The organism is Streptomyces sp. NPDC046379, from assembly GCF_055587785.1.
On the sequence record NZ_JBVJFP010000009.1, the window covers coordinates 218,760 to 244,514 of the forward strand.

Here is a 25,755-nt window from a genome sequence, read left to right on the forward strand (position 1 = left end):
GATGAGTCAGGCGCAGGGACACGGGCCCGCGGACGCGGCCGGGCCGGCGGTGCCGCAGACCCGCACCGCACGCCACCGCCGGATCGTGGACATCCTCAACCGGCAGCCGGTGCGCTCGCAGAGCCAGCTGGCGAAGCTGCTCGCCGACGACGGGCTGACCGTCACCCAGGCGACGCTCTCCCGGGACCTCGACGAGCTGAACGCGGTCAAGATCCGCAACACCGACGGCGACCTCATCTACGCGGTGCCGAGCGAGGGGGGCTTCCGCACGCCGCGGGCCCCGCTCGGGGAGTCCGCCAAGGAGGAGCGGATGCGGCGGCTCTCGCAGGAGCTGCTCATCTCGGCGGAGGCGTCCGCGAACCTGGTGGTCCTGCGGACCCCTCCGGGGGCGGCCCAGTTCCTGGCCTCGGCCATCGACCAGGCCGAACTGCACGACATCCTGGGCACGATCGCCGGGGACGACACGCTGCTGCTGATCAGCAGGCACCCGACGGGCGGTCAGGCGCTGGCGGACCATCTCCTGCGGCTGGCGCAGAACGGGCACTAGGTGTATTGACCCGAAGCGTTGTTCACACGGCTGATCGGTGGCTGGCCGCCGAGTGCGGTGTGGCAGCGGTGGTGGTTGTAGGTGTGCAGAAAGTCTGCCAGGGCCGCGGTCCGCTCGTCGTTGCTCATGTAGGGCTTGAGGCAGGCCCGTTCGTCGAGCAGGGTGCGGTTGAAGCGTTCGACTTCGCCGTTGGTCTGCGGCCGGTAGGCGCGGGTGAGCTTGCCGGCCGCGCCGAGGTCGGCGAGCGCCTGCTGCCAGGCGAAGCCTTTGCGGTAGGGCCAGGCGTTGTCGGTCAGGACCCGCTCGATACGGCCGATGCCGAGCCGGGGCGCGACGGCGGTGATCAGCTGCCGTCCGCCGCCGGTGTCGGCCATGCGGTGGGGCAGCGGGACGCCGTCGGCGGGGGTGAGGCCGACGGGGCAGGCGGACGCGAGGACGCAGGCGGCGGGGCCCGCCGGGCGAGGGGGCCTGCCTCCGACGCTAGTGCGCGGGCTGCGTGCCGCCAGTGCCGGCGGTCCGTCCGGGGGTGGGCGGCAGCGGCAGGGGCAGGCCCGGGAGCCCGTCCAGGCTCGTGGCGATGTGCTCCTTGCCGGCGAAGTACGCGTCCAGCGAGGCGTCGTCCTCGCGCTCGAACCGCTGCCGGTGCAGTGGGCGTTCCGCCTCGTACGACATGAAGGGCACCGCGAACCCGCAGGTGTCGCGGATCAGCTCGGCCCGCACGACGACGATCGCGCGCAGCCCGTGCGGGGTCGGATCGACGTCGGGGAAGTGGGCGAGCAGCTCCGTGAAGCGCGGGTCGTCGCGGAACACGGGCTCGCCCCGGCCGTGCACCCGGACGATGTCGGGCGGCCCCTGGAAGGCGCACCACATCAGGGTGATCCGCCCGTTCTCGCGCAGGTGGGCGACGGTCTCGGCGTTGGAGCCGGCGAAGTCGAGGTAGGCGACGGTCAGGTCGTCGAGCACCGCGAAGGAGCCCTTGACCCCCTTGGGGGAGAGGTTGACCGTGCCGTTGGCGGCGAGCGGGGCGGTGGCGGTGAAGAAGAGCGGCTGCTTCTCGATGAACGTACGGAGGCGGCCGTCGATGCGTTCATGTGTTTTTCCCATGGGCGTGATTATCCCCGAAGTTCGTTCGCCTAGCTAAGAAGTTTCCCGGTGTCCGCCGGAGATTGACGAACCATGCAGCCTCCTGCATACTCATGCATGTCAGCGAATGCACTGTGAGGAGAATCCCGTGACCGAGCGCGTCGTACTCGCCTACTCGGGCGGTCTGGACACCTCCGTCGCCATCGGCTGGATCGCCGAGGAGACGGGCGCCGAGGTCATCGCCGTTGCGGTCGACGTCGGCCAGGGCGGCGAGGACCTGGACGTCATCCGCAAGCGCGCGCTCGCCTGCGGTGCCGTCGAGGCCGAGGTCGCGGACGCCAAGGACGAGTTCGCCGAGGAGTACTGCCTCCCGGCGATCAAGGCCAACGCCCTCTACATGGACCGCTACCCGCTGGTCTCCGCCCTCTCGCGGCCCACGATCGTCAAGCACCTCGTCGCCGCCGCCAAGAAGCACGGCGCCGACACCGTCGCCCACGGCTGCACCGGCAAGGGCAACGACCAGGTCCGCTTCGAAGCCGGCATCGTCGCCCTCGCCCCCGACCTCAAGTGCATCGCCCCGGTCCGCGACTACGCGATGACCCGCGACAAGGCGATCGCGTTCTGCGAGGAGAAGCAGCTCCCGATCGCCACCACCAAGAAGTCCCCGTACTCCATCGACCAGAACGTCTTCGGACGCGCCGTCGAGACGGGCTTCCTGGAGGACATCTGGAACGCGCCGATCGAGGACATCTACGAGTACACCTCCAACCCGGCCGTCCCGCGCGAGGCCGACGAGGTGATCATCACCTTCAAGGAGGGCGTGCCGTTCGCCGTCGACGGCAAGCCCGTCACCGTCCTCCAGGCCATCCAGCAGCTCAACGAGCGCGCCGGCGCCCAGGGCATCGGCCGGATCGACATGGTCGAGGACCGTCTGGTCGGCATCAAGTCCCGCGAGGTCTACGAGGCGCCGGGCGCGATCGCCCTGATCACCGCCCACCAGGAGCTGGAGAACGTCACGGTCGAGCGCGAACTCGCCCGCTACAAGCGGCAGGTCGAGCAGCGCTGGGGCGAACTGGTCTACGACGGCCAGTGGTTCTCCCCGCTCAAGCGCGCCCTGGACGGCTTCATCAACGAGGCCAACCAGCACGTCTCCGGCGACGTCCGGATGACCCTGCACGGCGGCCGCGCGGTCGTCACCGGCCGGCGCTCGGAGTCGTCCCTGTACGACTTCAACCTCGCCACCTACGACACCGGCGACACCTTCGACCAGGCCGCGGCCAAGGGCTTCATCGACATCTACAGCCTGTCGTCGAAGATCGCCGCCCGGCGGGACCTGGCGTAACGGCCGGAACCACCTCGCAACGCACTAACCTGACAGCCGCCTCTCCGCTCACCGTCAGCGGGGAGGCGGTCGCACATCGTCATCTTCGAGGAGCATCCAAGTGAGCAGCAGCAGCGGTGACGTACGGCTCTGGGGCGGCCGCTTCGCCGACGGTCCCGCCGAGGCCCTGGCGAAGCTGTCCGCGTCCGTCCACTTCGACTGGCGGCTCGCGCCCTACGACATCGCCGGCTCCCGCGCCCACGCGCGCGTGCTGCACCGGGCGGGACTGCTCACGCAGGACGAGCTGACCCGGATGATCGACGGGCTCGACCGGCTGGAGGCGGACGTCGCCGACGGCTCCTTCGTCGGCACCATCGCCGACGAGGACGTCCACACCGCCCTGGAGCGCGGGCTGCTGGAGCGGCTCGGCCCCGACCTCGGCGGCAAGCTCCGCGCCGGCCGGTCCCGCAACGACCAGGTCGCCACCCTCTTCCGGATGTACCTGCGCGACCACGCCCGCGTCATCGGCGGACTGATCGCCGACCTCCAGGACGCCCTGATCGGCCTCGCCGAGGCCCACCCCGACGTCGCGATGCCCGGCCGCACCCACCTCCAGCACGCCCAGCCGGTCCTGTTCGCCCACCATGTCCTCGCGCACGTCCAGGCGCTGTCGCGGGACGCCGAGCGGCTGCGCCAGTGGGACGAGCGCACCGCCGTCTCGCCGTACGGCTCCGGCGCACTGGCCGGGTCCTCCCTCGGCCTCGACCCGGAGGCGGTGGCGAAGGACCTCGGCTTCGAGCACGGCAGCTCCGCCAACTCCATCGACGGCACCGCCTCCCGCGACTTCGTCGCGGAGTTCGCCTTCATCACCGCGATGATCGGCGTCAACGTCTCGCGGATCGCCGAGGAGATCATCATCTGGAACACGAAGGAGTTCTCCTTCGTCACCCTGCACGACGCCTTCTCCACCGGCTCCTCGATCATGCCGCAGAAGAAGAACCCGGACATCGCGGAGCTGGCGCGCGGCAAGTCCGGCCGGCTGATCGGCAACCTCACCGGCCTGATGGCGACCCTCAAGGCCCTCCCGCTCGCGTACAACCGCGACCTCCAGGAGGACAAGGAGCCCGTCTTCGACTCCATCGACCAGCTGGAGGTCCTGCTGCCGGCCTTCACCGGCATGATGGCCACCCTCACCGTGCACCGCGAGCGCATGGAGGAGCTGGCCCCGGCCGGCTTCTCGCTCGCCACCGACATCGCCGAGTGGCTGGTCAGGCAGGGCGTGCCGTTCCGGGTCGCGCACGAGGTCGCCGGCGAGTGCGTCAAGACGGCGGAGGCCGAGGGCAAGGAGCTGGACGAGCTGACGGACGAGCAGTTCGCGAAGATCTCCGCCCACCTCACCCCCGAGGTGCGCGGCGTGCTCAACGTCCCGGGTGCCCTGGCCTCCCGCGACGGCCGCGGCGGCACGGCGCCCAGCGCGGTCGCCGTCCAGCTCGCCGAGGTCAAGGCGGACGTGGCGGCGCAGCACGCGTGGGCGGACGCCAAGAAGTAGGAGGACGTGGCCGGGCATGGCCGGGGCGGCACCGGTCATGGCCGGGAGGCTGCCGGGCATGACCGGGACGTGGCCGGTCGCGGGCCGGTTGTGACCGGTGGCGGGCCGCACGGGGCCGGTCGCGACCGGCATGTGACCGGTCCCCGGCGGGGTGGGTGGCCGCCCGCCGCCGGGACGGGGCACCGGCCCCGGGCCGGGTCGTGGCCGGCCACGACCCGCAGGCCCCGGGAAGTAGCCGCCGGCATCGCGGGTTAGGTTGGTCGCAGGCCCCACGGGAGCGGACCGAACGGAGCCGACCGAACGGAGCCGACCGAACGGAGCCCGCGATGCCCTTCGCCCGTCTCGCCGCCGCGACGACGCCGACCTGCCACATCGGCCTGGGCCTCGCCGCGGTCGGCCGCCCCGGCTACATCAACCTCGGCCGCGACGCCGACCTCGGAGCCGACCGCAGTGTCGAGGCCCTGCGCGTCCGCACGCACCAGCTCCTCGACGCCGCCTACGCGCAGGGCGTCCGCTACTTCGACGCGGCCCGCTCCTACGGCCGCTCCGAGGAGTTCCTCGCCGGCTGGTTGGAGGCCCGTCCGGACGTGGACGACGTCGTCATCGGCAGCAAATGGGGCTACACCTACACGGCCGACTGGTCCACGGACGCCGAGCGGCACGAGGTCAAGGACCACGGCCTCGCCACCTACGAGCGCCAGCGCGCCGAGACCGACGCCCTGCTCGGCGACCGGCTCGACCTCTACCAGATCCACTCGGTGACCCCGGACAGCCCGGCCCTGACCGACCGGGAACTCCACGCCAGGCTGGCCGACGCCGCCGCGCGGGGCGTCGGCGTCGGCTTCTCCACCAGCGGCCCCCGCCAGGCCGACGCCATCCGTGCCGCGCTCGCCGTGACAGTCGGCGGCGAGCCCCTCTTCCGTACCGTCCAGTCCACCTACAACGCCCTGGAGACCTCGGCCGCGCCCGCCCTCGCCGAGGCGCACGACGCGGGGCTGACGGTGATCGTCAAGGAGGGGATGGCCAACGGCCGCCTCGCCGGGCCGCACGCCCCGGGCGTCCTGCGGGCCGTGGCGCAGGAGACGGACCTGGGGTGCGACGCGGTCGCCCTGGCCCTGATCCTGCGGCAGCCGTGGGCCGGGGTCGTCCTCTCCGGAGCCGCGACCGTCGAACAGCTCGCCTCCAACCTCCACGCCGCGGTGGTGGACCTCGACGAGGACCGGCTGACCCGCCTGGCGCGGCTGGCCGAGGAGCCGGAGACGTACTGGGAACGGCGCGCCCGGCTGCGCTGGCACTGAACAACGCCTTCGCAACCCCCGGCGCACGAGACGTTCACGCCCGCGGTGAGACATGTATGTCTCACATGGGCTAGAGTCGTGTCATGGCTGTCGACCGTGACCATGTGCTGCGCAGTGCCGCGGCCCTGCTGACCCGCAAATCCACCGCGACCATGGACGAGGTCGCCAGGGCCGCCGGGATCAGCCGGGCCACGCTGCACCGCCAGTTCGCCGGGCGGGACGCCCTCGTACGGGCCCTGGAGTCGCTCGGCATCGCCGAGTGCGAGGCCGCCCTGGACGCGGCCCGCCTCGACGAGGGCCCCGCGGCCGACGCCGTACGGCGCCTGGTGGCCGCCGTCGAGCCCGCCGCCGGCCTGCTCGCCTTCCTCTACACGGAGAACCAGCTGTTCGAGGGCGAGGAACAGCACCCGGGCTGGAGCCGGCTCGACGACCGGGTCTCCGCGCTGTTCCGGCGCGGACAGCTGAGCGGCGCGTTCCGCATCGACCTGACCCCCGCCTGGCTCACCGAGGCGCTGTTCGGCCTGCTGGCCTCCGGCGTCTGGATGGTGCAGAGCGGCAAGGGCGCCCCCAAGGACTTCCCGCACATGGTCGTCGAGTTGCTGCTCGGCGGCGCGATCAGGAGAGAGGAACCATGACCAGCACCCTGCGGCCGGCGGACCCGACGGAGGCGGTGGGGCGTCCGGGCCGCTGGCTCGCGCTGTCCGTGCTGGTGCTCGCCGTGCTGCTGGTGGCCGTGGACGCGACCGTCCTCGGCCTCGCGAGCCCGTACATCGGCGAGGATCTCGAACCGTCCGGCAGTCAGCTGCTGTGGATCGGCGACGTCTACTCCTTCGTGATCGCCGGTCTGCTCGTGTCCATGGGCAGTCTGGGCGACCGCGTCGGCCGCAAGCGGGTCCTGCTCGTCGGGGCGGCGGCGTTCGGCGCGGTCTCCGTGCTCAACGCGTACGCCGCCTCGCCGGAGATGCTGATCGTGGCCCGGGCCCTGCTCGGGGTCGCGGGCGCCACGCTGATGCCGGCCACGCTCGCGCTGATCCGCAACCTCTTCCACGACCCGCGCGAACGCAGCCTCGCCATCGGCGTCTGGGGCGCCACGGCGTCCGCGGGCACGGCGATCGGGCCCATCGTGGGGGGCTTCCTGCTGGAGCACTTCTGGTGGGGTTCGGTGTTCCTGATCAACCTGCCCGTGATGGCCGTCCTGGTCGTCGTCGGCGCCAGGCTGCTGCCCGAGTCGAAGAGCGACCGGCCGGGACCGTGGGACCTGCCGAGCGTGCTGCTGTCGCTGGCCGGGATGATCGCGGTGGTCTACGCGGTCAAGGAGACCGCAGCGCACGGCCCGGGCGCGGACGCGCTGGGAGTCGCCGCCCTGGGCGCAGCCGCGCTGTACGGCTTCGTCCGCCGGCAGCTGACCCTGCCGGCCCCGCTCCTGGACGTACGGCTGTTCCGGCACCGGGGCTTCAGCGCGGCCGTGCTGGCCGACCTGCTGACGATCCTGGGCCTGTCGGGCCTGGTGTTCTTCCTCTCGCAGTACCTGCAACTCGTGCAGGGGCGGGGGCCGTTCGAGGCGGGGCTGGCCGAACTGCCCGCGGCGGTCGGCGCGGTGGCGGCCGGTCTGGTAGCGGGTGCGGCGGCCCGGCGGTTCTCGGTGCGGGCGGTGGTGGCCGGCGGACTCGCCGCGGTGGGTCTGGCGCTGGCCTCGCTGGCCTTCCTCGGCCAGTCCACGGGGTACCCGCTGCTCGGGGGCGCTTTGCTGGTGGTGGGGGTCGGCGCGGGGTTCTCGTTCACCGTGACCGCCGACGTGATCCTCGGGTCGGTGCCCAAGGAGCAGGCGGGCGCGGCGTCCGCGGTGTCCGAGACGGCGTACGAACTCGGCGCGGCCCTGGGCATCGCCGTCCTCGGCTCCATCGTGACGGGCGTCTACCGGGACTTCACCGGCCCGGCCGGCGTCCCGGACGCGGCCCGCGAGTCACTGGCCGGCGCGGTGGAGACGGCCGCGACCCTGCCCGCCCCCGCATCCGAGGCGCTGCTCGACGCGGCTCGCCGGTCCTTCATCGACGGCCTCACCCTGGCGGCGACGACGGGGGCGGTGGTCCTGCTGACGGCGGCGGCGGTGGCGTGGGTCCTGCTGAAGGGGACGCGGCTGGAGAGCGGGGCCGCGCGGGGGGCGAAGCAGCATCCCCAGAGCTGAACGGGCCGGCGACCCGGTCGGTCGCCGGCCCGCCCGTCCCTCGGCTAAGCCGCCTTCGCCTTCGTGGCGTACATGTCGACGTACTCCTGCCCCGACAGCCGCATGACCTCGGTCATCACCGAGTCGGTCACCGCGCGCAGCACATAGCGGTCACGGTCCATGCCCTCGTAGCGGGAGAACTCCAGCGGCTCGCCGAAGCGGACCGTGACCCGGCTCGGCCGGGGCATCCCCGCGCCGCCCGGCTGGATCTTGTCCGTGCCGATCATCGCGAACGGCACCACCGGCGCCCCCGTCATCAGGGTCAGCCGGGCGATGCCCGTGCGGCCGCGGTACAGGCGGCCGTCGGGGGAGCGGGTGCCCTCGGGGTAGATGCCGAAGACCCGGCCCTCCTCCAGGATGCGCCGGCCGGTCATCAGCGCCGCGACCCCGCCCTTGCCGCCGTCCCGGTCCACCGGGATCATGCCGACGCCCGTGAAGAACCACGCCATCAGCCGGCCCTTGAGGCCCTTGCCGGTCACGTACTCGTCCTTGCCGATGAAGAACACCTGGCGGTCGCAGACCAGCGGCAGGATCATCGAGTCGATGAAGGTGAGATGATTACCGGCCAGAATCACCGGCCCGTCGCCGGGAATGCGCTCCGCGCCCTCCACCCGGGGGCGGAACATCAGGCGCATGATCGGTCCGAGCACTGCCTTGATGAGCGCGAAGCGGGACAACGGGCCCTCCGGTGGGAAGCAGTATGAGTCTGTGCAGGTGAGGACGATACTCGCGGCCCTGGAGTTGCGCACATCGGGGACACCGGTTTCACCGAGGTCTTACGCGGTGTTGACGCACGCCGACCTGCGGTGCGGCTCCGGCGCCCGTCCGTGACCCGGCCGCCACGCCCTGCGGGAACTGTCGTGCACGCTCCGGTTACCCTGCCCGCCCGCCGCCATGCTCCCGCGCGGACCGCCGCGTCGCGCTTGGCTCGAATGCGCCCCTGACACGACATCCGTCGTCACCCACGCGTTCGAACCGAGGCCTCCCTGGCGTCACGTCCACCCCCCTACCATCGGCGCGCACCACACGGGACGACGTCACGGCAGGGAGGCCGCAGATGGGAACGCAGGAGTCCAACGAGCAGGCGCAGGAGAAGGCGCCCGGCACCGGGCGGCGGGCGCTCCTCGGGGCGGCCGTGCTCGGCGCGGGCGGAGCCGTTCTCGGCCTGTCCGGCACCGCCAGGGCCGACGGGCGCGACCCCGGCCGCGGTGTGAAGGGCCTGCCCGTGCCGACGATCATCGGCCACCGCGGCGCCAGCGGCTACCGCCCCGAGCACACCCTCGGCGCCTACCAGCTCGCCCTCGACATGGGCGCCGACATCGTCGAGGCCGGCGACCTGGTGCCCACCAAGGACGGCCACATCGTCTGCCGCCACGAACCGGAGATCGGCGGCACCACCGACGTCGCCGACCACCCCGAGTTCGCGAGCCGCAAGACCACCAAGGTCCTCGACGGCGTCCCCGTCACCGGCTGGTTCACCGAGGACTTCACCCTCGCCGAGCTGAAGACCCTGGGCGCCACCGAGCGCATCCCGGCCAACCGCCCGAACAACACCCTCTACAACGGCGTGTGGGAGATCCCCACCTTCGAAGAGGTCCTCCAGTGGCAGGAGGAGCAGACCCGCAAGCGCGGCAAGCAGGTCTGGATCTACCCCGAGCTGAAGCACCCCACCTACTTCCGCAAGCTCGGCCTCGGCCTGGAGGAGCGGGTCGCCAAGCTGCTGCGCAAGTACGGCCGCAACAAGTGGAACTCGCCGGTCATTCTGCAGTCCTTCGAGCCCACCAGCATCCAGCGCCTCAACAAGCTGGTCGACAACCCGCTCGTGGTGCTGCTCTCCGGCGCCTCCACCCGCCCCTGGGACTTCGTCGAGACCGGTGACCCGCGCACCGTCGCCGACCTGGTCAAGCCGGCCGGCCTGCGCGAGATCGCCTCCTACGCGCAGGGCATCGGCCCGACCCTCGACCTGGTCATCCCCAAGGACGCGAACGGCAGGCTGACCAGGCCCACCACCCTCGTCGCCGACGCGCACAAGGTCGGCCTGGTCCTGCACCCCTGGACCCTGCGCAACGAGAACCCCTTCCTGCCCGCCGACTTCCGCAAGGGCGCCGAGGCCGACGCCTACGGCGACGTGTTCGGCGCCTACAAGGCGTACTTCGCCACCGGCATCGACGGCGTCTTCACCGACCACCCCGACACCGGCCTGCTCGCCCGCGAGGCGTTCGTCAACGGCTGAGCCTGCGCGCCTCGTTCGACGTAACACCGGCCGCCCGGGCAACCCCTGCCCGGGCGGCCGCGTCGTGTCGCACATGACGCACGAGCTGCTCGCCGCCCTGCGGCCGCTCCTCGCCGCCGAGGCCTCGGCCGAGGCGCCCGCCGCCGGGGCCGAGCCGGCCGACCTGGAACAGGCGGTCTGGCTCCGCCTGCTGGAACTGCTCGCCGCCGGTGCGGCGCCGCGCGACCCGGCGCGCTGGCTGCGGCGCGCCGTCCGCGCGGAGGCCCGCCGCACCCGCCGTACCACGCGGATCGAACGGCCGTACGGTCGTGAGCCCTGCGACAGCGGCGACCGCACCCCCGAACACCAGGCCCTCGCCGCCGCCCGCCGCCGCGCCCTGCGCGACGCGGTGCGCCGCCTGCCCGGCCGCTGCCCCGCCCTGCTGGAGGCCCTGCTCGCACCGGAGGACCCCACATACCGGGAGATCGCGGCGGAGTTGGGTATCTCACAGGGCAGTCTTGGGCCGGAACGCTCCCGATGTCTGGGATGTCTGCGTCGATTGCTCACGGCGGAGGTTGCGACGCGGAGAGCGCGGGGATAGGAGTGGGGGACAACAAGCAACAGGTGAGCGGGAGGCGTGCACACATGGGCATGAGCGTGGTCATCTCCGAGGCGGCCGAGCAGGACGCCGAGCAGATCTTCAAGCTGCAGTACCTGTGCTTCCAGAGCGAGGCCGCGCTGTACGGCAACTACCGCATCGACCCCCTGGTCCAGACCCTCGACTCCGTGCGCCGCCAGGTCGCCGAGGACTGCGTGTTCGTGGCCCGGCTCGGCGACGAGGTGGTCGGCTCGGTGCGCGGCGAGGTCGCCGAGGACGGCGCCGCCGACATCGGCCGCCTGTGCGTGCACCCCCGCCTCCAGGGCCACGGCATCGGCGCCCGCCTCCTGCAGGCCGCCGAGCTGGCCCTCGCCGAGCAGCGCGGCGTCACGCGGTTCCGGCTGCACACCGGCCACCGCAGCGAGGGCAACCTCCGTCTGTACCGCAAGGCGGGCTACCGGATGGTGGGCACCTCCCAGGGCACGGACGGCGTACCCATGATCGTCCTGGAGAAGGCCGCCGAGGCCTACGCCCGGACGGCCTGAGCGGCCCGAGCGCGGGCGCCCCCGGCCGTCTCAGCCGCGGGGCGCCTTCCGCAGCCAGTACAGGGCGGTCAGCGGCAGCAGCACCGGGATGAACAGGTAGCCCATCCCGAACTCGGACCACACGGTCGCGTCGGGAAAGGCCGAGGGGTCGGCCATCGTCCAGGCCCCGACGACCAGGACCCCCGCGAGTTCGGCGCCGCAGCACACCAGGGCCGCCTTGCGGGCGGTCTCCCCGCCGCGCACCAGCGAGTACGTGATGAAGCCGTAGACCAGCCCGGCCAGCGCCGAGAGCGTGTACGCGAGCGGCGCCCGGTCGAACTCGGTCGCGATCTGGTATGCGGACCGCGACACCGCGCCGACGACCATCACGCCGTACAGCCACACCAGCAGCACGCCCGGCCCCCGGACCAGCCGCGTCCGGCCCGGCCCGTCCTGCGTCGCGGCCACCTCAGCCTCCCCAGATGTCATAGAGCCGCACCTCCAGCACCGCGAGCACCACACCGCCGGCCGCGACCGTCACCGAGCCCCACTTCGTGCGCTCGGCCAGCGACATGAACCCCGCCGCCGGAACACAGGCGAACGCCCCCAGCAGATACGACACGAAGATCGTCGTGCCCTGCGCCGGCTCCTCGCCCCGCGCCACCAGCACGATGCCGGTCACCAGCTGCACCAGCGCCAGCACCGACACCACGGCCATCCCGATGAAGTGCCAGTCCTTCGTCGGCTGGTCCCGATGGGCGGCCCAGCCGCACCATGCGGCCAGCAGCAGCGCGGCGACACCGGTCACCAGCGTGAGGGCATCAAACATGCCGCGACCCTATTACGGGACGGGCGGCCCGACGTGGCCGACCCCCGTCCGCCGCCCGCTGCCCCGGTCGCCGTGGCGTTGGCCACAGCCCGCCCGGCCCGCGGTCCTCCGGCGGGGCCCCGAGGACCGGCCCGCGTGCCCTTTCGCGCTGGTCGGAGCCGGGGCCGTACGGATCGGCGGGTGGCGGCGGGACCCGTCCACGCGTGTCCGCTATTCGGACTGTGGATGGCGGACCGGCGCCGTTCGTCTGGTTTACTGATCGCATGACCACCACGAGCTGCCGCATCCCTGCGACCGAGGCGACCCCGACGCCCGGTGCTCGTTGTCTGTGTCGAATGTGCGCCTGCTAGAGGGCCCCCGCACCACCCCGCACCTCGCGCCCCGAAGCGAGACGCCGTGGCACGTCCACCGGCCCCCAGCCGTGTGCGAGCGAGCCGCCCCCACCACCAGGACGGCGTGACGGGAACCCGCAGCGCGCACCAGTTCTCACTCCGGCCCATCGCCACCGCGAGAGCCGTGCCGCGTTTCCGACCGAATGCACCCGTGCCCGGGCACACCCACGCCCGCGCACTCGACAGTGACGGAAATCCCCAGTGATCACCACATCGGGCTTGACGAAGATCTATCGGGCCGACGGCTCACGCGGCCGTGAGGTCGTCGCCCTCGACGGCGTCGACCTGCACGTCCGCGAAGGCGAGGTGTACGGCGTCATCGGACAGTCCGGCGCCGGCAAGTCCTCGCTCATCCGCTGCGTCAACCTCCTGGAGCGCCCCACCTCGGGCACGGTCACCGTCGACGGACAGGACCTCACCGCGCTCGCCGGACGCGGACCGCGCGCGGGCAAGGAACTGCGCCGGGCCCGCAGCCGCATCGGCATGGTCTTCCAGCACTTCAACCTGCTGTCCACCCGGACCGTCCAGGACAACGTCGAACTCCCGCTGGAAATCCTCGGGATGTCGGGCAAGGAGCGCTCCCGCAAGGCGCTCGAACTCCTCGACCTCGTCGGTCTCGCCGACAAGGCCAAGGCCTACCCCGCCCAGCTCTCCGGCGGTCAGAAGCAGCGCGTCGGCATCGCCCGCGCCCTCGCCGGCGACCCCAAGGTGCTGCTCTCCGACGAGGCCACCAGCGCGCTCGACCCCGAGACCACCCGCTCGATCCTGACGCTGCTGCGCGACCTCAACCGCCGGCTGGGCCTCACCGTCCTGCTCATCACGCACGAGATGGACGTCGTCAAGAGCGTCTGCGACTCCGCCGCCCTGATGGAGCGCGGCCGCATCGTCGAGTCCGGCACGGTCGGCGAACTGCTCGCCACCCCGGGCTCCCGGCTCGCCGCCGCCCTCTTCCCCGTCGGCGGCGAGGCATCCGCCGACGACCGCACCGTCCTGGACGTCACTTTCCACGGCGAGAGCGCCACCCAGCCGGTCGTCTCCCAGCTGGCCCGCACCTACAACATCGACATATCGATCCTGGGCGCCGCCATCGACACCGTCGGCGGCCTCCAGATCGGCCGGATGCGCATCGAACTGCCCGGCCGCTACGAGGACAACGTCGTGCCCATCGGCTTTCTGCGCGAGCAGGGCCTGCAGATCGACGTCGTGAACACCACGGACGGCACCCCGTCCGCACTGCTGAAGGAAGGCGCCCGGTGACCTGGTCACAGATGCAGCCCCTGCTGGCGCAGGCGTGTACCGAGACGCTGATCATGGTCGGCTGGTCCACCGCCATCGCCGTGGTCCTCGGACTGCCCATCGGCATCCTGCTGGTCCTCACGGACCGGGGCGGCCTGCTGCAGAACACCGTGCTGAACAAGGTCATCGGCCAGGTCGTGAACATCGGGCGGTCGATGCCGTTCATCATCCTGATGGTCGCGCTGATGAGCTTCACCCGCTGGATCACCGGCACCACCATCGGCAGCGAGGCGGCCGTCGTGCCGCTGGCCATCGGCGGCATCCCGTTCTTCGCCCGGCTGGTCGAGACGGCCGTGCGCGAGGTGGACCACGGGCTGGTCGAGGCCGTCCAGGCGATGGGCGGCAGCACCTGGACCATCGTCCGCAAGGTCCTGGTCCCCGAGGCGCTGCCCTCGCTGATCGCCTCCACCACGACCACGGTCATCGCCCTCATCGGCTACTCCGCCATGGCCGGCACCGTCGGCGGCGGCGGCCTCGGCGACCTCGCCGTCCGCTACGGCTACCAGCGCTTCGAGACCGGCCTGATGTGGATCACCGTGGCGCTGCTCGCCGTCGCCATCTCGGTGATCCAGTTCGCCGGCGACTACGCCGCCCGCTCCCTGCACCGCCGTGGCGCCCGCTCCGGACCCGCCCCGCGCCTGCGCCTGCTCAAGGCGGAGGAGCCGGCCGCGGCGGACGTCGCCAAGGTCTCCTGACCCGCCGCCCCCAGAACTCCCCGTCCACCCACGACGGGGTCGCACCACCCACAAGGAAAGGCACTTTTCGTGCGTAACACCGCCAAGATCACCACCGCCGTCCTCGCCGCCGGAGCCCTCACCCTCGGGCTCACCGCCTGCGGCTCGGACGAGGACGCCGCCTCCGACGCCTCCGCCCCCCTGGTCGTCGCCGCCACCCCCGTCCCGCACGCCGAGGTCCTCACCTACGTCAAGGACCACCTCGCCGAGAAGGCGGGCCTCGACCTCGAGGTCAAGGAGTTCACCGACTACGTCACGCCGAACACGGCGACCGAGGACGGCTCGGTGGGCGCCAACTACTTCCAGACCGAGCCCTACCTCGAGGACTTCAACAAGAAGAACGGCACCCACCTGGTGTCCGTCGCCTCCGTCCACCTGGAACCGCTCGGCCTGTACTCCGAGAAGACCGACAAGGCCGACGGCCTGAAGAACGGCGCCACCATCGCCGTCCCCAACGACACCGTCACCGAGGCGCGCGCCCTGCAGCTGCTCGCCGCCAACGGCCTGATCACCCTCAAGGACGGCGTCGGCACCTCCGCCACCGTCGCCGACATCACCGAGAACCCCAAGAACCTCAAGTTCAAGGAGCTGGAGGCGGCCCAGACCCCGCGCTCCCTCGCCGACGTCGACGCCGCGGTGATCAACGGCAACTACGCCCTGGAGGCCGACCTCAAGCCCGCCGAGGACGCCCTCGTCCTGGAGTCCCCGGAGAACAACCCGAACGTCAACCTCCTCGTCGTCAAGGAGGGCAACGAGGACGACCCGCGCGTGAGGAAGCTCGCGGAGCTGCTCACCTCCGACGAGGTCAGGAAGTTCATCGAGGAGAACTACGACGGCTCCGTGATCCCCTCCTTCTGATCACCGCCCCGCCGTCCCCGCGACACCCGGACCGCACCACGGACCCGCGCCCCGATCCCGGAGCCGACCCCGTGGTGCGGTCCCGCGCCTTCATGCTGCATGCTGGGCAGTTCAGCAGACCTGACGGTCCGAAGGTTTTCGAAGGTTACGGAGCGACGTCATGACGAGCACCTTCCCCAACATCTCCATCAGCACGGAGCGGTTGGTGCTGCGTCCCCTCGACGAGGACGACGTCCCCGCCCTCGCCGAGATGATGAACGACGAACAGGTCGTCGCCTGGACCGACGTCCCCCACCCCTGCACCGAGGACACCGCCCGCGCCTGGATCACCGAGCAGGCCCCCGCCGAGCGCACCTCCGGCCGCGGCTTCGACCTCGCCGTGACCGAGTTCCTCACCCAGCGCCTCGTCGGCGTCGTCCGGCTGCGCCACACCGACTGGCACGTCCGCTCCACCGAGCTGTCGTACATCGTGGCCCCCTGGGCGCGCGGCGAGGGCTACGCCTCCGAGGCCGCGCTGGCCATCGCCCAATGGCTGCTCGGCGACCAGAAGTTCGAACGCATCGAGCTGCGCACCGCCGCCGACAACACCGCCGCCCAGCAGGTCGCCCAGAAGATCGGCTGCATCAGCGAGGGCGTCCTGCGCGGCGCCTGCATAGCGCGCACCCGCACCGACCAGGGCGCCTGGAGCGAGGCGCGCACCGACTACATCGTCTGGAGCCTGCTGCCCGAGGACATCGAGGGCGCGGGCGAGCGACTGGCCGACGCCGGCGGTTTCACCTCCTACGCCGACTGGAACTGATGCCAGGGGCGGCACCGCCCCGGCACACCCCGGCCGCACCGGGTAGTCTCACCAAGCCCGCCCGACCGCGGGCAGCCCCACACGAGCTGCGCAATCCCCCAGGAGACTGACGACGATGGCCGACCGGGTCACGGTGATCGGCTGGGACGGCTCTCCGCTGACCACTGCGGCACGCGCCGCCCTCGGCGCCGCCACCCTGGTCGCCGGCGCCGCCCACCACCTCGCGCTCCCCGAGATCCCGCCCGCCGCCGAACGCGTCCGCCTCGGCAGCGTCGCCCTCGCCGCCCGCCGCATCGCCGCCCACCGCGGCACGGCCGTGGTCCTCGCCGACGGCGACCCCGGCTTCTTCGGCGTCGTCCGCACCCTGCGCGCACCCGAGTTCGGCCTCGAGGTGGAGGTCGTCCCCGCCGTTTCCTCCGTCGCCGCCGCCTTCGCCCGCGCCGGAATGCCCTGGGACGACGCCCAAGTGGTCGTCGCCCACAGCCGCACCCTGCGACGCGCGGTGAATGTGTGCCGCGCCCACACCAAGGTCGCCGTCCTCACCTCGCCCGGCGCCGGCCCCGCCGAACTCGGCCTCCTCCTCGATGGGGTCCACCGCACCTTCGTCATCTGCGAGGAAGTCGGCACCGACCACGAACAGGTCACCGTCGTCACCTCCGACAAGGCCGCCGACCACACCTGGCGCGACCCCAACGTCGTCATCGTCATCGGCGGCCCGTCCGGCCCGCCCGGACCCCCCGAGGGAGGCGGCTGGATCGCCGGACGCGACCCGGGTGCGGGGCCGCGCGGCTGGACCCTGCCCGCCGCCACGTACGAGGGGGAGCAGGGCGAGGGCGAACGCGAGCCGCTGCGCGCGGCCCAGCTCGCCCGGCTCGGACCGCGCGTCGGCGACCTCGTGTGGGACATCGGCTGCGGCAGCGGCGCCTTCGCCGTGGAGGCCGCCCGGGCCGGCGCCGCCGTCATCGCCGTCGACCGCGACCCGGCCGCCTGCGCCCGCACCGCGGCCACCGCCCGCCGTCTCGGCGTCCAGCTCCAGGTCGTCCACGGCACCGCCCCGCACGCCCTGGAGAACCTCCCCGAACCGGACGTCGTCCGCGTCGGCGGCGGGGGAGAGGCCGTGGTCTCCGCGGTCGCCGACCGCCGCCCCCAGCGGATCGTCGCCCACGCAGGCACCCGCGACGCCGCCGAACACATCGGCCGGACCCTCAACGAGCACGGCTACGACGTGACCTGCGCGCTGCTCCAGTCCGTCGAACTCGACACGCGCGCCTGGACGGAGACGGAGCGCAGCGTCGCGTTCCTGCTCAGCGCGGCGTCCCAGTGATCGGGTTGTCGTACCGCGCGCGGTAGGCTGGCCGATCGTTGTACCGCACTCGGACACCGGGCAGTTCGTCGTTCAATGTCCCTGCATCCCTGCCCGGTTCGGACGGTGTGCGGTACGGCGCAACCGGAGGGCGCGCAACGTGGCGCAGTCCACAGCGGCCAGTCGCGGATCGAGCTGACGTGACGGGGGAACGACCGGGACAATGCCACCGAATGGCTTTGTCGCCTTTTCCGGGCGGTCGTTCGTGCCGCTGGGCACGCACGCTCGTTCTTCACTGTGGGGCGGTCGGTGCGCCGTTCCGGGTGAGCTGGTCGTAGAAGCATCAACCGATGGGCGAGGGGTACGCATGACCGACACCGGCCAGGTCCCGGGCGAGGGGCTGCCGGAGAACGCAGGCATGGTGGAGCAGCCGGGCGTCCCCGCGCACGGCGCGTACACCTACCTCTCCGAGACACCCGCCGAGGACGAAGACCTGCTGCTGCCGGGCGCCCAGGGCGCCTGGGGCAACGAAGTGGCCCCGCCGGCGCCCGAGCCGGTCGTCGAAGCCGTCCACGAGCCGGGCGCCCACGAGACGTCCGGCCGCGACAGCGGCTCGGTCGACCTCAGCGGCGTACGCCTGCCGGGTCCCACGTACGCGCAGGCCCCGCCGACCACCGCCACGCCGACGCCGCGCCGCCCGCTGCACCTCGGCCCGCCCATTCCGGACGCCTCCGCGAGCCCGGTCCGCTCCCTCGCCGACCGCGGCCCCGCCGGCGCGCCGGTACGGCAGCCCGCGCCGTCCGGCCCCGAGTACCTCGACGGGCCCCGGCTGCACGAGACGGTCCCGCAGGGCGCCGTGCCGTGGAGCGCCCAGGGCCCGGTGGCCGCCGGGGCGACTCCTGCGGAAACGGTTGCTCCGCAGCAGGCGCAGGGCCGCCCGCAGACCGAGCCGGTTGACCCGGCGCAGGCCCGGCCCGTGGACCCGGCCCAGGCCGCACTGGCCCGCCTCACGACCGAGGCCGGCGCGGTGCCGCCCGCGGAGACTTCGGCGGGCGCCGGGGAGTCGCCGCAGGGTCCGGCGCAGGCGGACGCTGCTCACGGGGCGGACGCGGCGCCGGCGGCCGATGGGGGTCCGGCGACGGACGCCGTGCCGGTGGCGCAGGCGGCTCCGGTGGCGGACGCGGTGCCGGGCGGCGAGGCCGCCGACGCCGGGGTGGCCGCGGAGGCCGCGCCCGCGCAGGCAGGGGAGGCTCCGGACACGCCGGACGCTTCCGATGTGCCGGGTGCGGAGCAGGCGGCCGAGGCCGTCGTCCCGGTCCCGGAGGCTCCGGTCGCGGGCGGGCCCGAGGGCGCGCAGGTACCGCAGGCGGGGCCTTCGGAGGCCCTGCAGCAGGGGGTTCTCCCCGCGCAGCCAGTCGTCCCCGCGCAGCCAGTCGTCCCCGAGCAGGCGGTCCTCCCCGAGCAGGCAGTCGTCCCCGAGCAGGGGCCGGTACCCGAGCAGACGCAGCCCGCCGAGGCAGCCGTCGTCGAGCCCGTCGAGCCCGTCGAGTCCGTCGAGGCGGCCGTCGCCGAGCCCGTCGAGCCGGTCGTGGTCCCCGCCCCCGAGCCGCAGCACGCCACCGACGTGCCCGCGCCCGCGCCCTCGCAGGCCGAGCCCGTCGGGATGGCCGCCGTGCAGGAGCCGGTGCGGCAGCCCGCCGACACCGCCGTGCCCGAGGGCGCCGTCGTCGCCCCGGCCGAGGCGGAGCAGCCCGCGCCCGCAACCCCCGAGGCACAGGACGCGACGGCTGCGCCGGCGCCGCCCCACGCCGACCCTTCCGTCCCGGTCGAGGCCGAGCCGGCCCCCGTCGTCGCCGAGGCCCCCGCGCCCGAGCCGCAGCCCGCGCCCCCCGCGGACCAGCCGGCCCTGCCCCTGGAGCCGCAGCCGGACCAGCCCCTGGGCGAGTTCGTCCCCGTCGACGGCACCGTGCCGACCACCCCGCACCTGGCGCCCACCCCGCCCCACCCCATCGTCCTGCCCACGCAGGAGCAGCCGGAGCCGACGGCCCCCGAAGCCGTCCCCACGGTCCCGGCGCCCCGAGAGGCCGACCCCGAGCCCGCCCCCGTCCAGCAGACGGAACCCCTGGCCGCCCAGGCCCTCGAACAGCCCGTGGACCAGGCGGTCGACCAGGCCGCCGCCCCCGCCGCCCTCGTCGCCGCCACGACTGCGGGCCAGGAGGACGACCCGGCCGCGGCGAAGCCGCCCCGGCAGGCCACCGGCCCGGCCGCGCCCGGCTACGACGACGCCGAGCGCGAGGCCGTGCTGAAGGTCATGCGCGAGCGCCGCGACATCCGCAACGGCTTCCGCAGTGACCCCATCCCGCACGAGGTGCTGCTCCGCGTCCTGGAGGCCGCGCACACCGCCCCGTCCGTGGGCCACTCGCAGCCCTGGGACTTCGTCGTCATCCGCTCCGCCGAGACCCGCCGGGCCATGCACGAACTGGCCATGCGCCAGCGCGACGCCTACGCCCAGTCGCTGCCCAAGGGCCGGGCGAAGCAGTTCAAGGCACTGAAGATCGAGGCCATCCTCGACACCCCGGTCAACATCGTGGTCACCGCCGACCCCACCCGCGGAGGCCGGCACACCCTCGGCCGGCACACCCAGCCGCAGATGGCCCCGTACTCCTCCGCGCTCGCCGTGGAGAACCTCTGGCTCGCCGCCCGCGCCGAGGGCCTCGGCGTCGGTTGGGTCAGCTTCTTCGACGAGCGCGAGATGGTTCGAGCCCTCGGCCTGCCCGAACACCTGGAGGTCGTCGCCTACCTGTGCGTCGGGTACGTCGACGAGTTCCCGGAGGAGCCCGAGCTGATGCAGGCGGGCTGGTCCAAGCGCCGCCCGCTGTCCTGGGTCGTGCACGAGGAGACGTACGGCCGCCGCGCCCTGCCCGGCGAGGAGCCGCACGACCTGCTCGGCGAGACCGTCGCCCAGATCCGCCCGCTGGACGCCAAGGCGCTCGGCGAGGCATGGGAGCGGCAGAAGCGGATGACCAAGCCGGCCGGCGCGCTCGGCATGCTGGAGATCATCTCCGCCCAGCTGTCCGGGCTGTCCCGTCAGTGCCCGCCGCCCATCCCGGAGCCCGCGGCCGTCGCGATCTTCGCCGGCGACCACGGCGTGCACGCCCAGGGCGTCACCCCCTGGCCGCAGGAGGTCACCGCCCAGATGGTGGCCAACTTCCTCGGCGGGGGAGCCGTCTGCAACGCCTTCGCGAACCAGGTCGGCGCCGAGGTGTGCATCGTCGACGTCGGCGTGGCGGGCGACCTCCCCTCCACCCCGGGCCTGCTGCCCCGCAAGGTCCGCCCCGGCACCTCCGACATGACCACCGGCCCCGCGATGAGCCGCGAGGAGGCCAAGCAAGCCATCGAGGTCGGCATCGAGACCGCCCGCGACCTGGTGGCGGCCGGGAACAAGGCGCTGCTCACCGGCGAGATGGGCATCGCCAACACCACCGCCTCCGCGGCCCTGATCTCGGTGTTCACCGGCGCCGACCCGGCCGAGGTCACGGGCCGGGGCACCGGCATCAACGACGAGACGCTGGCCCGCAAGACCGAGGTCGTGCGCCGCGCCCTCGAACTGCACCGGCCCGACCCGGCCGACCCCATCGGCGTGCTCGCCGCGGTCGGCGGCCTGGAGCACGCCGCCATGGTCGGCCTCCTCCTCGGCGGCGCCTCCCTGCGCACGCCGGTGATCCTCGACGGCGTCAGCGCCGGCGCCGCCGCCCTGGTCGCCCGCGCCATCGCGCCCGAGGTCCTCGCCGCCTGCATCGCGGGCCACCGCAGCGCCGAGCCCGGCCATGTGGCGGCGCTGAACAAGCTGGGCCTGCGCCCGCTGGTCGACCTCGACCTGCGCCTCGGCGAGGGCACCGGCGCGCTGCTCGCCCTGCCGCTGGTGCAGAGCACGGCACGCGCGATGCACGAGGTGGCGACGTTCGACTCCGCGGGCGTCACCGAGAAGTAGCACCGGGGCCGGGGCGGGCGGCTGCGCCGTCGTCGCCGGCCACCCCGCCCCGGCCGTAGGCTGAACCGAGCCGTAAACTCCCACGTCAGGGCTGCTCCAGAGCCGTAGCGCCCACCGCATCGCCGCCTGTACGAGGAGCCGTCCCTCATGGCCGAACACCCCGCCTACCCCGTAGGCCTCCGCCTCACCGGCCGCAGGGTCGTCGTCCTCGGCGGCGGTCAGGTCGCCCAGCGCCGCCTGCCCGCCCTCATCGCGGCCGGCGCGGACGTCCTCCTCGTCTCTCCGCGGGCCACCCCCTCCGTCGAGGCCATGGCGGACGCGGGCGAGATCACCTGGGAGCGGCGCCCGTACGCGCAGGGCGACCTCGCGGACGCCTGGTACGCCCTGATCGCCACCAGCGACCCGGAGGCCAACGCCCGCGCCTCCGCCGAGGCCGAGGCGCACCGCGTGTGGTGCGTGCGCTCCGACGACGCCGACGCGGCGACGGCCTGGACCCCGGCCACCGGCACCAGCGAGGGCGTCACGGTCGCGGTGCTCACCGCCGGCGCCCGTGGCCGCGACCCCCGGCACACCGCCGCCATCCGCGACGCGGTCGTCGAGGGCCTGCGCGACGGCACCCTCGTCGCCCCTCACCACCGCACCCGCACCCCGGGCGTCGCCCTCGTCGGCGGCGGCCCCGGCGACCCCGACCTGATCACCGTCCGCGGCCGGCGCCTGCTCGCCGAGGCCGACGTCGTCATCGCCGACCGTCTCGGCCCCCGCGACCTCCTCGCCGAGCTGCCGCCGCACGTCGAGGTGATCGACGCGGCGAAGATCCCGTACGGCCGCTTCATGGCCCAGGAGGCCATCAACAACGCCCTGATCGAACACGCCAAGCAGGGCAGGTCCGTCGTACGTCTCAAGGGCGGCGACCCCTACGTCTTCGGCCGGGGCATGGAAGAGCTGCAGGCCCTCGCCGAGGCGGGCATCCCCTGCACGGTGGTGCCGGGCATCTCCAGCTCGATCTCGGTTCCGGGCGCGGCCGGCATCCCGGTCACGCACCGCGGCGTCGCCCACGAGTTCACCGTCGTCAGCGGCCATGTCGCCCCCGACGACGAGCGGTCCTTGGTCGACTGGCCGTCCCTGGCGAAACTCACCGGCACGCTGGTGATCCTCATGGGCGTCGACAAGATCGGACGGATCGCCGAGACCCTCGTCGCGCACGGCAAGTCGCCCGACACCCCCGTCGCCCTCGTCCAGGAGGGCACGACCGCCGCCCAGCGACGCGTCGACGCGACCCTCGCCACCGTCGGCGAAACGGTCCGCTCGCAGGACGTGAAACCGCCCGCGGTCATCGTGATCGGCGAGGTCGTCGCCGTCGGCCCGCGCCCCGAGTGACCCCGTTTCCCGCACCGCCCCACCCAGGACAAGGCAGCATCACCCCGTGGCCGAACTCATCACCGTCGACGACCCCGGCGACCCGCGTCTGCACGACTACACGGGCCTGACCGACGTCGACCTGCGCCGCCGCCGCGAACCCGCCGAGGGCCTGTTCATCGCCGAGGGCGAGAAGGTGATCCGGCGGGCGCGGGAGGCCGGGTACGCCATGCGGTCGATGCTGCTGTCCGCGAAGTGGGTCGACGTCATGCGGGACGTCATCGAGGAGTCCCCGGCCCCGGTCTACGTGGTCGAACCGGGCCTGGCCGAGCAGGTCACCGGCTACCACGTGCACCGCGGCGCGCTCGCCTCCATGCAGCGCAAGCCGCTGCCCACGGCCGGGGACCTGCTGCGGACCGCGCGCCGGGTCGTGATCATGGAGTCGGTCAACGACCACACCAACATCGGCGCGATCTTCCGCTCCGCCGCCGCCCTCGGCATGGACGCCGTCCTGCTCTCCCCGGACTGCGCCGACCCGCTCTACCGCCGCAGCGTGAAGGTGTCGATGGGCGCGGTCTTCTCCGTGCCGTACGCCCGTCTGGACCCCTGGCCGGGAAGCCTGGAGACGGTCCGGGAGGCCGGTTTCACGGTGCTCGCCCTCACCCCCGACGAGACGGCGAAGACCCTGGACGAGACTGCCCCGCACCGTATGGACCGCGTCGCCCTGATGCTGGGCGCCGAGGGCGACGGCCTCACCCGCCGCGCCCTCACCGCAGCCGACACCCGGGTCCGCATCCCGATGTCCCACGGCGTGGACTCCCTCAACGTGGGCGCGGCGGCTGCGGTGGCCTTCTACGCGGTGACCGCGGGGCGTCCTCGGCCGTAGCAGGTGCGGCGGTCCAGCGGGCCGACCGGCAGGTCCGGCCGCCGAGTCCGCAGGCTGCCACCCTCACGAACAGCCGCTGCCGCGGCCTGGCCACCGGGCAGGGGCCGCCATTGACGCGACTACGGGCGGACGGTCGTCCTCAGCCGTGGCGCGGGCCCGGCGGTACGGCGCCGTCGGCCTGTGGCGGTTCGTCCGACTGCACGACCTGCCGGGACGGGACGCCGAACCCGCGGGCCGGGCCCTGGCATGCCTGCACGACCGCGATGCCGAGCGCCACGAGCAGCGTCACCACCACGAACACGAACAGCCGCTGTCGCAGCAGCCGAGGATTGGCGGGCCGCAGCAGACTCCCGGTGGACCGGGCAGCGGGACGCCCGGAGGCGCCGCGCGGCCGGTTCCCACCGCCGGAGCGCGTCGTGCCGCGTCCGGCCGGTGTGTTCCTCGCCGCCGACGAGGAGCCGCCCCGGGTCCGCGACGACCCCGCGCCGCCACCACGCGCGGCCGACCCGCCGCCCCGCGGTGCGAAGCCCTCACCGCGGGGCCCGGACGCGCCCCCGCGCGGGGCATGAGCCTCACCGCGGCCGGAACCGGCGCCCCCCGACGGGTGTCCGTCACCGCGCGGAGCGTGTCCGTCGCCGCGAGGCGGGAGCCCTTCTCCCCGCGGCCCGGACCCGGAAGCACCGCGCGACGCGGGAAGACCTTCGCCCCGGGTCGAGAACCCGTCACCCCGCGCGAACCCGTCTCCCCGGGGCGAGAAGCCCTCCCCCCTGGGCGGCAGCGCTTCGCCCCGCGCCCCCGAGCCGCCGCCCCGGGACGGGAAACCGTCCCCCCGCGCGGGCGTGCCGCCACCCCGCGCGGGACCGGCCCCGCGGGACGGCGCGCCCCCACGCGCCGGGGCGGGACCGCGCGCCGCGGATCCGCCGCGCGGCGCCGGCGTCGCACCGGGCGGGCCCTGCTGGCCGGGCGGCCGGCGCAGCGGACGGTCGGGATAGGTGTCGGCGAGCCGCCCGGTGGGCCGGTCCGCCTCGCCGCTGCGGGGCGCGGGCGGCCGGCCGTCCAGCAGCCCCTGCGCCTCGCGCGCGGCGATCTCCTTCAGCCGCAGCGACAGATCGAGCGTGCTGGGCCGCTCCTCGGGATCCTTCGCCAGGCAGGCCCGCACCAGCGGGGCCAGCGCGTCCGGCACACCCTGCAGGTGCGGCTCCTCGTGCACCACCCGGTACAGCATCACCTCCGAGCTGCCGTGCCCGAAGGGCGAGTCGCCGGTCGAGGCGTAGGCGAGCGTGGCGCCCAGCGAGAAGACGTCCGTCGCCGGCGTGACCGCCGCGCCGCGCACCTGCTCGGGGGCGAGGAAGCCGGGCGAGCCGACCGCCGTGCCGACGTGGGTGAGCGTGGAGGCGCCGGTCGCCCAGGCGATGCCGAAGTCGATGATCCGGGGGCCCTTGGGGGAGAGCAGGATGTTCGACGGCTTCAGGTCCCGGTGCACCACCCCCGCCTCGTGCACCGCCACCAGCCCCTCGGACAGGGCCGCTCCGACGGCGGCGACGTCGGCGGCGGCCAGCGGACCCTCGTCGGCGACCTTGTCGTGCAGCGAGGGGCCGGGCACGTACTGCGTGGCGAACCACGGCCGCTCGGCGTCGAGATCCGCCGCCACCAGCCGCGCCGTGCAACCGCCCCGGATCCGCCGCGCGGCGGACACCTCGCGCGCGAAGCGCGACCGGAACTCCTGATCCTCCGCCAGATCCGGCCGGATCACCTTCAGGGCGACCCGCTGACCCTTCTTGTCGGAACCCAGATAGACAACGCCCATCCCGCCCGCGCCGAGCCGTCTGTGCAGCCGGAACGAGCCGACGACGCGCGGGTCCTCGCGCCTCAGGCGCATCATCGCCATGTTCATCCCCGCTGCCCGATCCGTGTGACGTGCCACAGCTTACGTTTCCCCGACCGCCTTCGCGCAG

General features: G+C 73.5%; 21 protein-coding genes and 2 pseudogenes. 17 read left to right on the top strand and 6 right to left on the bottom strand.

All coding sequences use genetic code 11. The features are described 5' to 3' along the window. Position 1 precedes the first annotated feature (1 nt). Positions 2 to 547, top strand: a complete 546-nt coding sequence (locus ACZ6KF_RS18035) for an arginine repressor (RefSeq protein WP_469159138.1) — start codon at positions 2 to 4, stop codon at positions 545 to 547. Here ACZ6KF_RS18035 and ACZ6KF_RS18040 read toward each other — a convergent pair. Further along, positions 544 to 855, bottom strand: a pseudogene (locus ACZ6KF_RS18040) (integrase core domain-containing protein); the annotation flags it as partial. The gene ACZ6KF_RS18035 and the pseudogene ACZ6KF_RS18040 sit on opposite strands and share 4 nt — an antisense overlap. Before the next feature lie 172 nt (positions 856 to 1,027). Further along, complete coding sequence (locus tag ACZ6KF_RS18045; RefSeq protein ID WP_469239192.1) at positions 1,028 to 1,651, bottom strand: pyridoxamine 5'-phosphate oxidase family protein; 624 nt, start codon at positions 1,649 to 1,651, stop codon at positions 1,028 to 1,030. Between the two features lie 127 nt (positions 1,652 to 1,778). On the opposite strand from ACZ6KF_RS18045, the gene ACZ6KF_RS18050 reads away from it, so the two are divergent. The 5 genes from ACZ6KF_RS18050 to ACZ6KF_RS18070 all read left to right on the top strand — a co-directional run bounded on the left by ACZ6KF_RS18050 (position 1,779) and on the right by ACZ6KF_RS18070 (position 7,983). Beyond that, positions 1,779 to 2,972, top strand: a complete 1,194-nt coding sequence (locus ACZ6KF_RS18050) for an argininosuccinate synthase (RefSeq protein WP_469239194.1) — start codon at positions 1,779 to 1,781, stop codon at positions 2,970 to 2,972. Between the two features lie 100 nt (positions 2,973 to 3,072). Continuing rightward, complete coding sequence (gene argH, locus ACZ6KF_RS18055) at positions 3,073 to 4,500, top strand: argininosuccinate lyase (protein ID WP_356627047.1); 1,428 nt, start codon at positions 3,073 to 3,075, stop codon at positions 4,498 to 4,500. Positions 4,501 to 4,826: 326 nt separating this feature from the next. Continuing rightward, positions 4,827 to 5,798 (top strand): aldo/keto reductase, encoded by a 972-nt coding sequence (locus tag ACZ6KF_RS18060; protein WP_356627048.1) that lies wholly within the window; start codon positions 4,827 to 4,829, stop codon positions 5,796 to 5,798. An 83-nt stretch (positions 5,799 to 5,881) separates the two neighbouring features. Then, positions 5,882 to 6,433 (top strand): TetR/AcrR family transcriptional regulator, encoded by a 552-nt coding sequence (locus ACZ6KF_RS18065; RefSeq protein ID WP_356627049.1) that lies wholly within the window; start codon positions 5,882 to 5,884, stop codon positions 6,431 to 6,433. Next, positions 6,430 to 7,983 (top strand): MFS transporter, encoded by a 1,554-nt coding sequence (locus tag ACZ6KF_RS18070; RefSeq protein ID WP_469239196.1) that lies wholly within the window; start codon positions 6,430 to 6,432, stop codon positions 7,981 to 7,983. The genes ACZ6KF_RS18065 and ACZ6KF_RS18070 overlap by 4 nt, the downstream gene beginning before the upstream one ends. Before the next feature lie 44 nt (positions 7,984 to 8,027). On the opposite strand, the gene ACZ6KF_RS18075 is transcribed toward ACZ6KF_RS18070, so the two are convergent. Beyond that, positions 8,028 to 8,699, bottom strand: a complete 672-nt coding sequence (locus ACZ6KF_RS18075; RefSeq protein WP_356627052.1) for a lysophospholipid acyltransferase family protein — start codon at positions 8,697 to 8,699, stop codon at positions 8,028 to 8,030. Between the two features lie 380 nt (positions 8,700 to 9,079). Between ACZ6KF_RS18075 and ACZ6KF_RS18080 the strand changes: the two genes are divergently transcribed. The 3 genes from ACZ6KF_RS18080 (at position 9,080) to ACZ6KF_RS18090 (ending at position 11,377) form a co-directional block, all read left to right on the top strand. Beyond that, positions 9,080 to 10,255, top strand: a complete 1,176-nt coding sequence (locus ACZ6KF_RS18080) for a glycerophosphodiester phosphodiesterase (RefSeq protein WP_469239198.1) — start codon at positions 9,080 to 9,082, stop codon at positions 10,253 to 10,255. Between the two features lie 73 nt (positions 10,256 to 10,328). Then, a complete protein-coding gene (locus ACZ6KF_RS18085) occupies positions 10,329 to 10,835 on the top strand; it encodes a sigma-70 family RNA polymerase sigma factor (protein WP_469159141.1) in 507 nt (168 codons plus the stop codon). Positions 10,836 to 10,879: 44 nt separating this feature from the next. After that, a complete protein-coding gene (locus ACZ6KF_RS18090) occupies positions 10,880 to 11,377 on the top strand; it encodes a GNAT family N-acetyltransferase (protein WP_356627055.1) in 498 nt (165 codons plus the stop codon). Between the two features lie 30 nt (positions 11,378 to 11,407). Here the strand turns inward: ACZ6KF_RS18090 and ACZ6KF_RS18095 are convergent, their stop codons facing one another. Next, positions 11,408 to 11,845 carry a hypothetical protein gene (locus tag ACZ6KF_RS18095; protein ID WP_469159142.1) on the bottom strand — a complete coding sequence of 146 codons (438 nt, stop codon included), beginning with the start codon at positions 11,843 to 11,845 and terminating at the stop codon, positions 11,408 to 11,410. Continuing rightward, positions 11,826 to 12,185, bottom strand: a complete 360-nt coding sequence (locus ACZ6KF_RS18100) for a hypothetical protein (RefSeq protein ID WP_356627057.1) — start codon at positions 12,183 to 12,185, stop codon at positions 11,826 to 11,828. Before ACZ6KF_RS18100 ends, ACZ6KF_RS18095 begins: the two co-directional genes overlap by 20 nt. Positions 12,186 to 12,778: 593 nt before the next feature. Between ACZ6KF_RS18100 and ACZ6KF_RS18105 the strand changes: the two genes are divergently transcribed. From ACZ6KF_RS18105 to ACZ6KF_RS18140, 8 genes are all read left to right on the top strand, one after another. Beyond that, positions 12,779 to 13,834 carry a methionine ABC transporter ATP-binding protein gene (locus ACZ6KF_RS18105; protein ID WP_469159143.1) on the top strand — a complete coding sequence of 352 codons (1,056 nt, stop codon included), beginning with the start codon at positions 12,779 to 12,781 and terminating at the stop codon, positions 13,832 to 13,834. Further along, entirely contained in the window at positions 13,831 to 14,568 is a 738-nt protein-coding gene (locus ACZ6KF_RS18110; protein WP_356627059.1) for a methionine ABC transporter permease, read from the top strand. Before ACZ6KF_RS18105 ends, ACZ6KF_RS18110 begins: the two co-directional genes overlap by 4 nt. 69 nt (positions 14,569 to 14,637) lie before the next feature. Beyond that, positions 14,638 to 15,465, top strand: a complete 828-nt coding sequence (locus ACZ6KF_RS18115) for a MetQ/NlpA family ABC transporter substrate-binding protein (RefSeq protein ID WP_356627060.1) — start codon at positions 14,638 to 14,640, stop codon at positions 15,463 to 15,465. 160 nt (positions 15,466 to 15,625) lie between these two features. Further along, on the top strand, positions 15,626 to 16,264 hold the full coding sequence (locus ACZ6KF_RS18120; RefSeq protein ID WP_356627061.1) for a GNAT family N-acetyltransferase: 639 nt from the start codon (positions 15,626 to 15,628) through the stop codon (positions 16,262 to 16,264). A 115-nt stretch (positions 16,265 to 16,379) separates the two neighbouring features. Next, entirely contained in the window at positions 16,380 to 17,588 is a 1,209-nt protein-coding gene (cbiE, locus tag ACZ6KF_RS18125) for a precorrin-6y C5,15-methyltransferase (decarboxylating) subunit CbiE (RefSeq protein ID WP_469159145.1), read from the top strand. Between the two features lie 346 nt (positions 17,589 to 17,934). After that, positions 17,935 to 21,558, top strand: a complete 3,624-nt coding sequence (gene cobT / locus ACZ6KF_RS18130; protein ID WP_469239200.1) for a nicotinate-nucleotide--dimethylbenzimidazole phosphoribosyltransferase — start codon at positions 17,935 to 17,937, stop codon at positions 21,556 to 21,558. Positions 21,559 to 21,705: 147 nt separating this feature from the next. After that, positions 21,706 to 22,935 (top strand): uroporphyrinogen-III C-methyltransferase, encoded by a 1,230-nt coding sequence (gene cobA, locus ACZ6KF_RS18135; protein ID WP_469159147.1) that lies wholly within the window; start codon positions 21,706 to 21,708, stop codon positions 22,933 to 22,935. Between the two features lie 46 nt (positions 22,936 to 22,981). Further along, positions 22,982 to 23,800 carry a TrmH family RNA methyltransferase gene (locus ACZ6KF_RS18140; protein WP_356627065.1) on the top strand — a complete coding sequence of 273 codons (819 nt, stop codon included), beginning with the start codon at positions 22,982 to 22,984 and terminating at the stop codon, positions 23,798 to 23,800. A gap of 780 nt (positions 23,801 to 24,580) precedes the next feature. On the opposite strand, the pseudogene ACZ6KF_RS18145 reads toward ACZ6KF_RS18140, so the two are convergent. Beyond that, a pseudogene (locus ACZ6KF_RS18145) lies at positions 24,581 to 25,694 on the bottom strand (serine/threonine-protein kinase); the annotation flags it as partial. Positions 25,695 to 25,755: the final 61 nt, after the last annotated feature.

What these genes read in the sequence shown, in the direction of transcription:
- ACZ6KF_RS18060 (WP_356627048.1), top strand. Translation starts at nt 4,827, where the DNA reads ATGCCCTTCGCCCGTCTCGCCGCCGCGACGACGCCGACCTGCCACATC.
- ACZ6KF_RS18070 (WP_469239196.1), top strand. Translation starts at nt 6,430, where the DNA reads ATGACCAGCACCCTGCGGCCGGCGGACCCGACGGAGGCGGTGGGGCGT.
- ACZ6KF_RS18120 (WP_356627061.1), top strand. Translation starts at nt 15,626, where the DNA reads ATGACGAGCACCTTCCCCAACATCTCCATCAGCACGGAGCGGTTGGTG.
- ACZ6KF_RS18065 (WP_356627049.1), top strand. Translation starts at nt 5,882, where the DNA reads ATGGCTGTCGACCGTGACCATGTGCTGCGCAGTGCCGCGGCCCTGCTG.
- cobA (WP_469159147.1), top strand. Translation starts at nt 21,706, where the DNA reads ATGGCCGAACACCCCGCCTACCCCGTAGGCCTCCGCCTCACCGGCCGC.
- ACZ6KF_RS18095 (WP_469159142.1), bottom strand. Translation starts at nt 11,845, where the DNA reads ATGACATCTGGGGAGGCTGAGGTGGCCGCGACGCAGGACGGGCCGGGC.
- cobT (WP_469239200.1), top strand. Translation starts at nt 17,935, where the DNA reads ATGACCGACACCGGCCAGGTCCCGGGCGAGGGGCTGCCGGAGAACGCA.
- ACZ6KF_RS18100 (WP_356627057.1), bottom strand. Translation starts at nt 12,185, where the DNA reads ATGTTTGATGCCCTCACGCTGGTGACCGGTGTCGCCGCGCTGCTGCTG.
- ACZ6KF_RS18045 (WP_469239192.1), bottom strand. Translation starts at nt 1,651, where the DNA reads ATGGGAAAAACACATGAACGCATCGACGGCCGCCTCCGTACGTTCATC.
- ACZ6KF_RS18080 (WP_469239198.1), top strand. Translation starts at nt 9,080, where the DNA reads ATGGGAACGCAGGAGTCCAACGAGCAGGCGCAGGAGAAGGCGCCCGGC.
- cbiE (WP_469159145.1), top strand. Translation starts at nt 16,380, where the DNA reads ATGGCCGACCGGGTCACGGTGATCGGCTGGGACGGCTCTCCGCTGACC.
- ACZ6KF_RS18085 (WP_469159141.1), top strand. Translation starts at nt 10,329, where the DNA reads ATGACGCACGAGCTGCTCGCCGCCCTGCGGCCGCTCCTCGCCGCCGAG.
- ACZ6KF_RS18035 (WP_469159138.1), top strand. Translation starts at nt 2, where the DNA reads ATGAGTCAGGCGCAGGGACACGGGCCCGCGGACGCGGCCGGGCCGGCG.
- ACZ6KF_RS18090 (WP_356627055.1), top strand. Translation starts at nt 10,880, where the DNA reads ATGGGCATGAGCGTGGTCATCTCCGAGGCGGCCGAGCAGGACGCCGAG.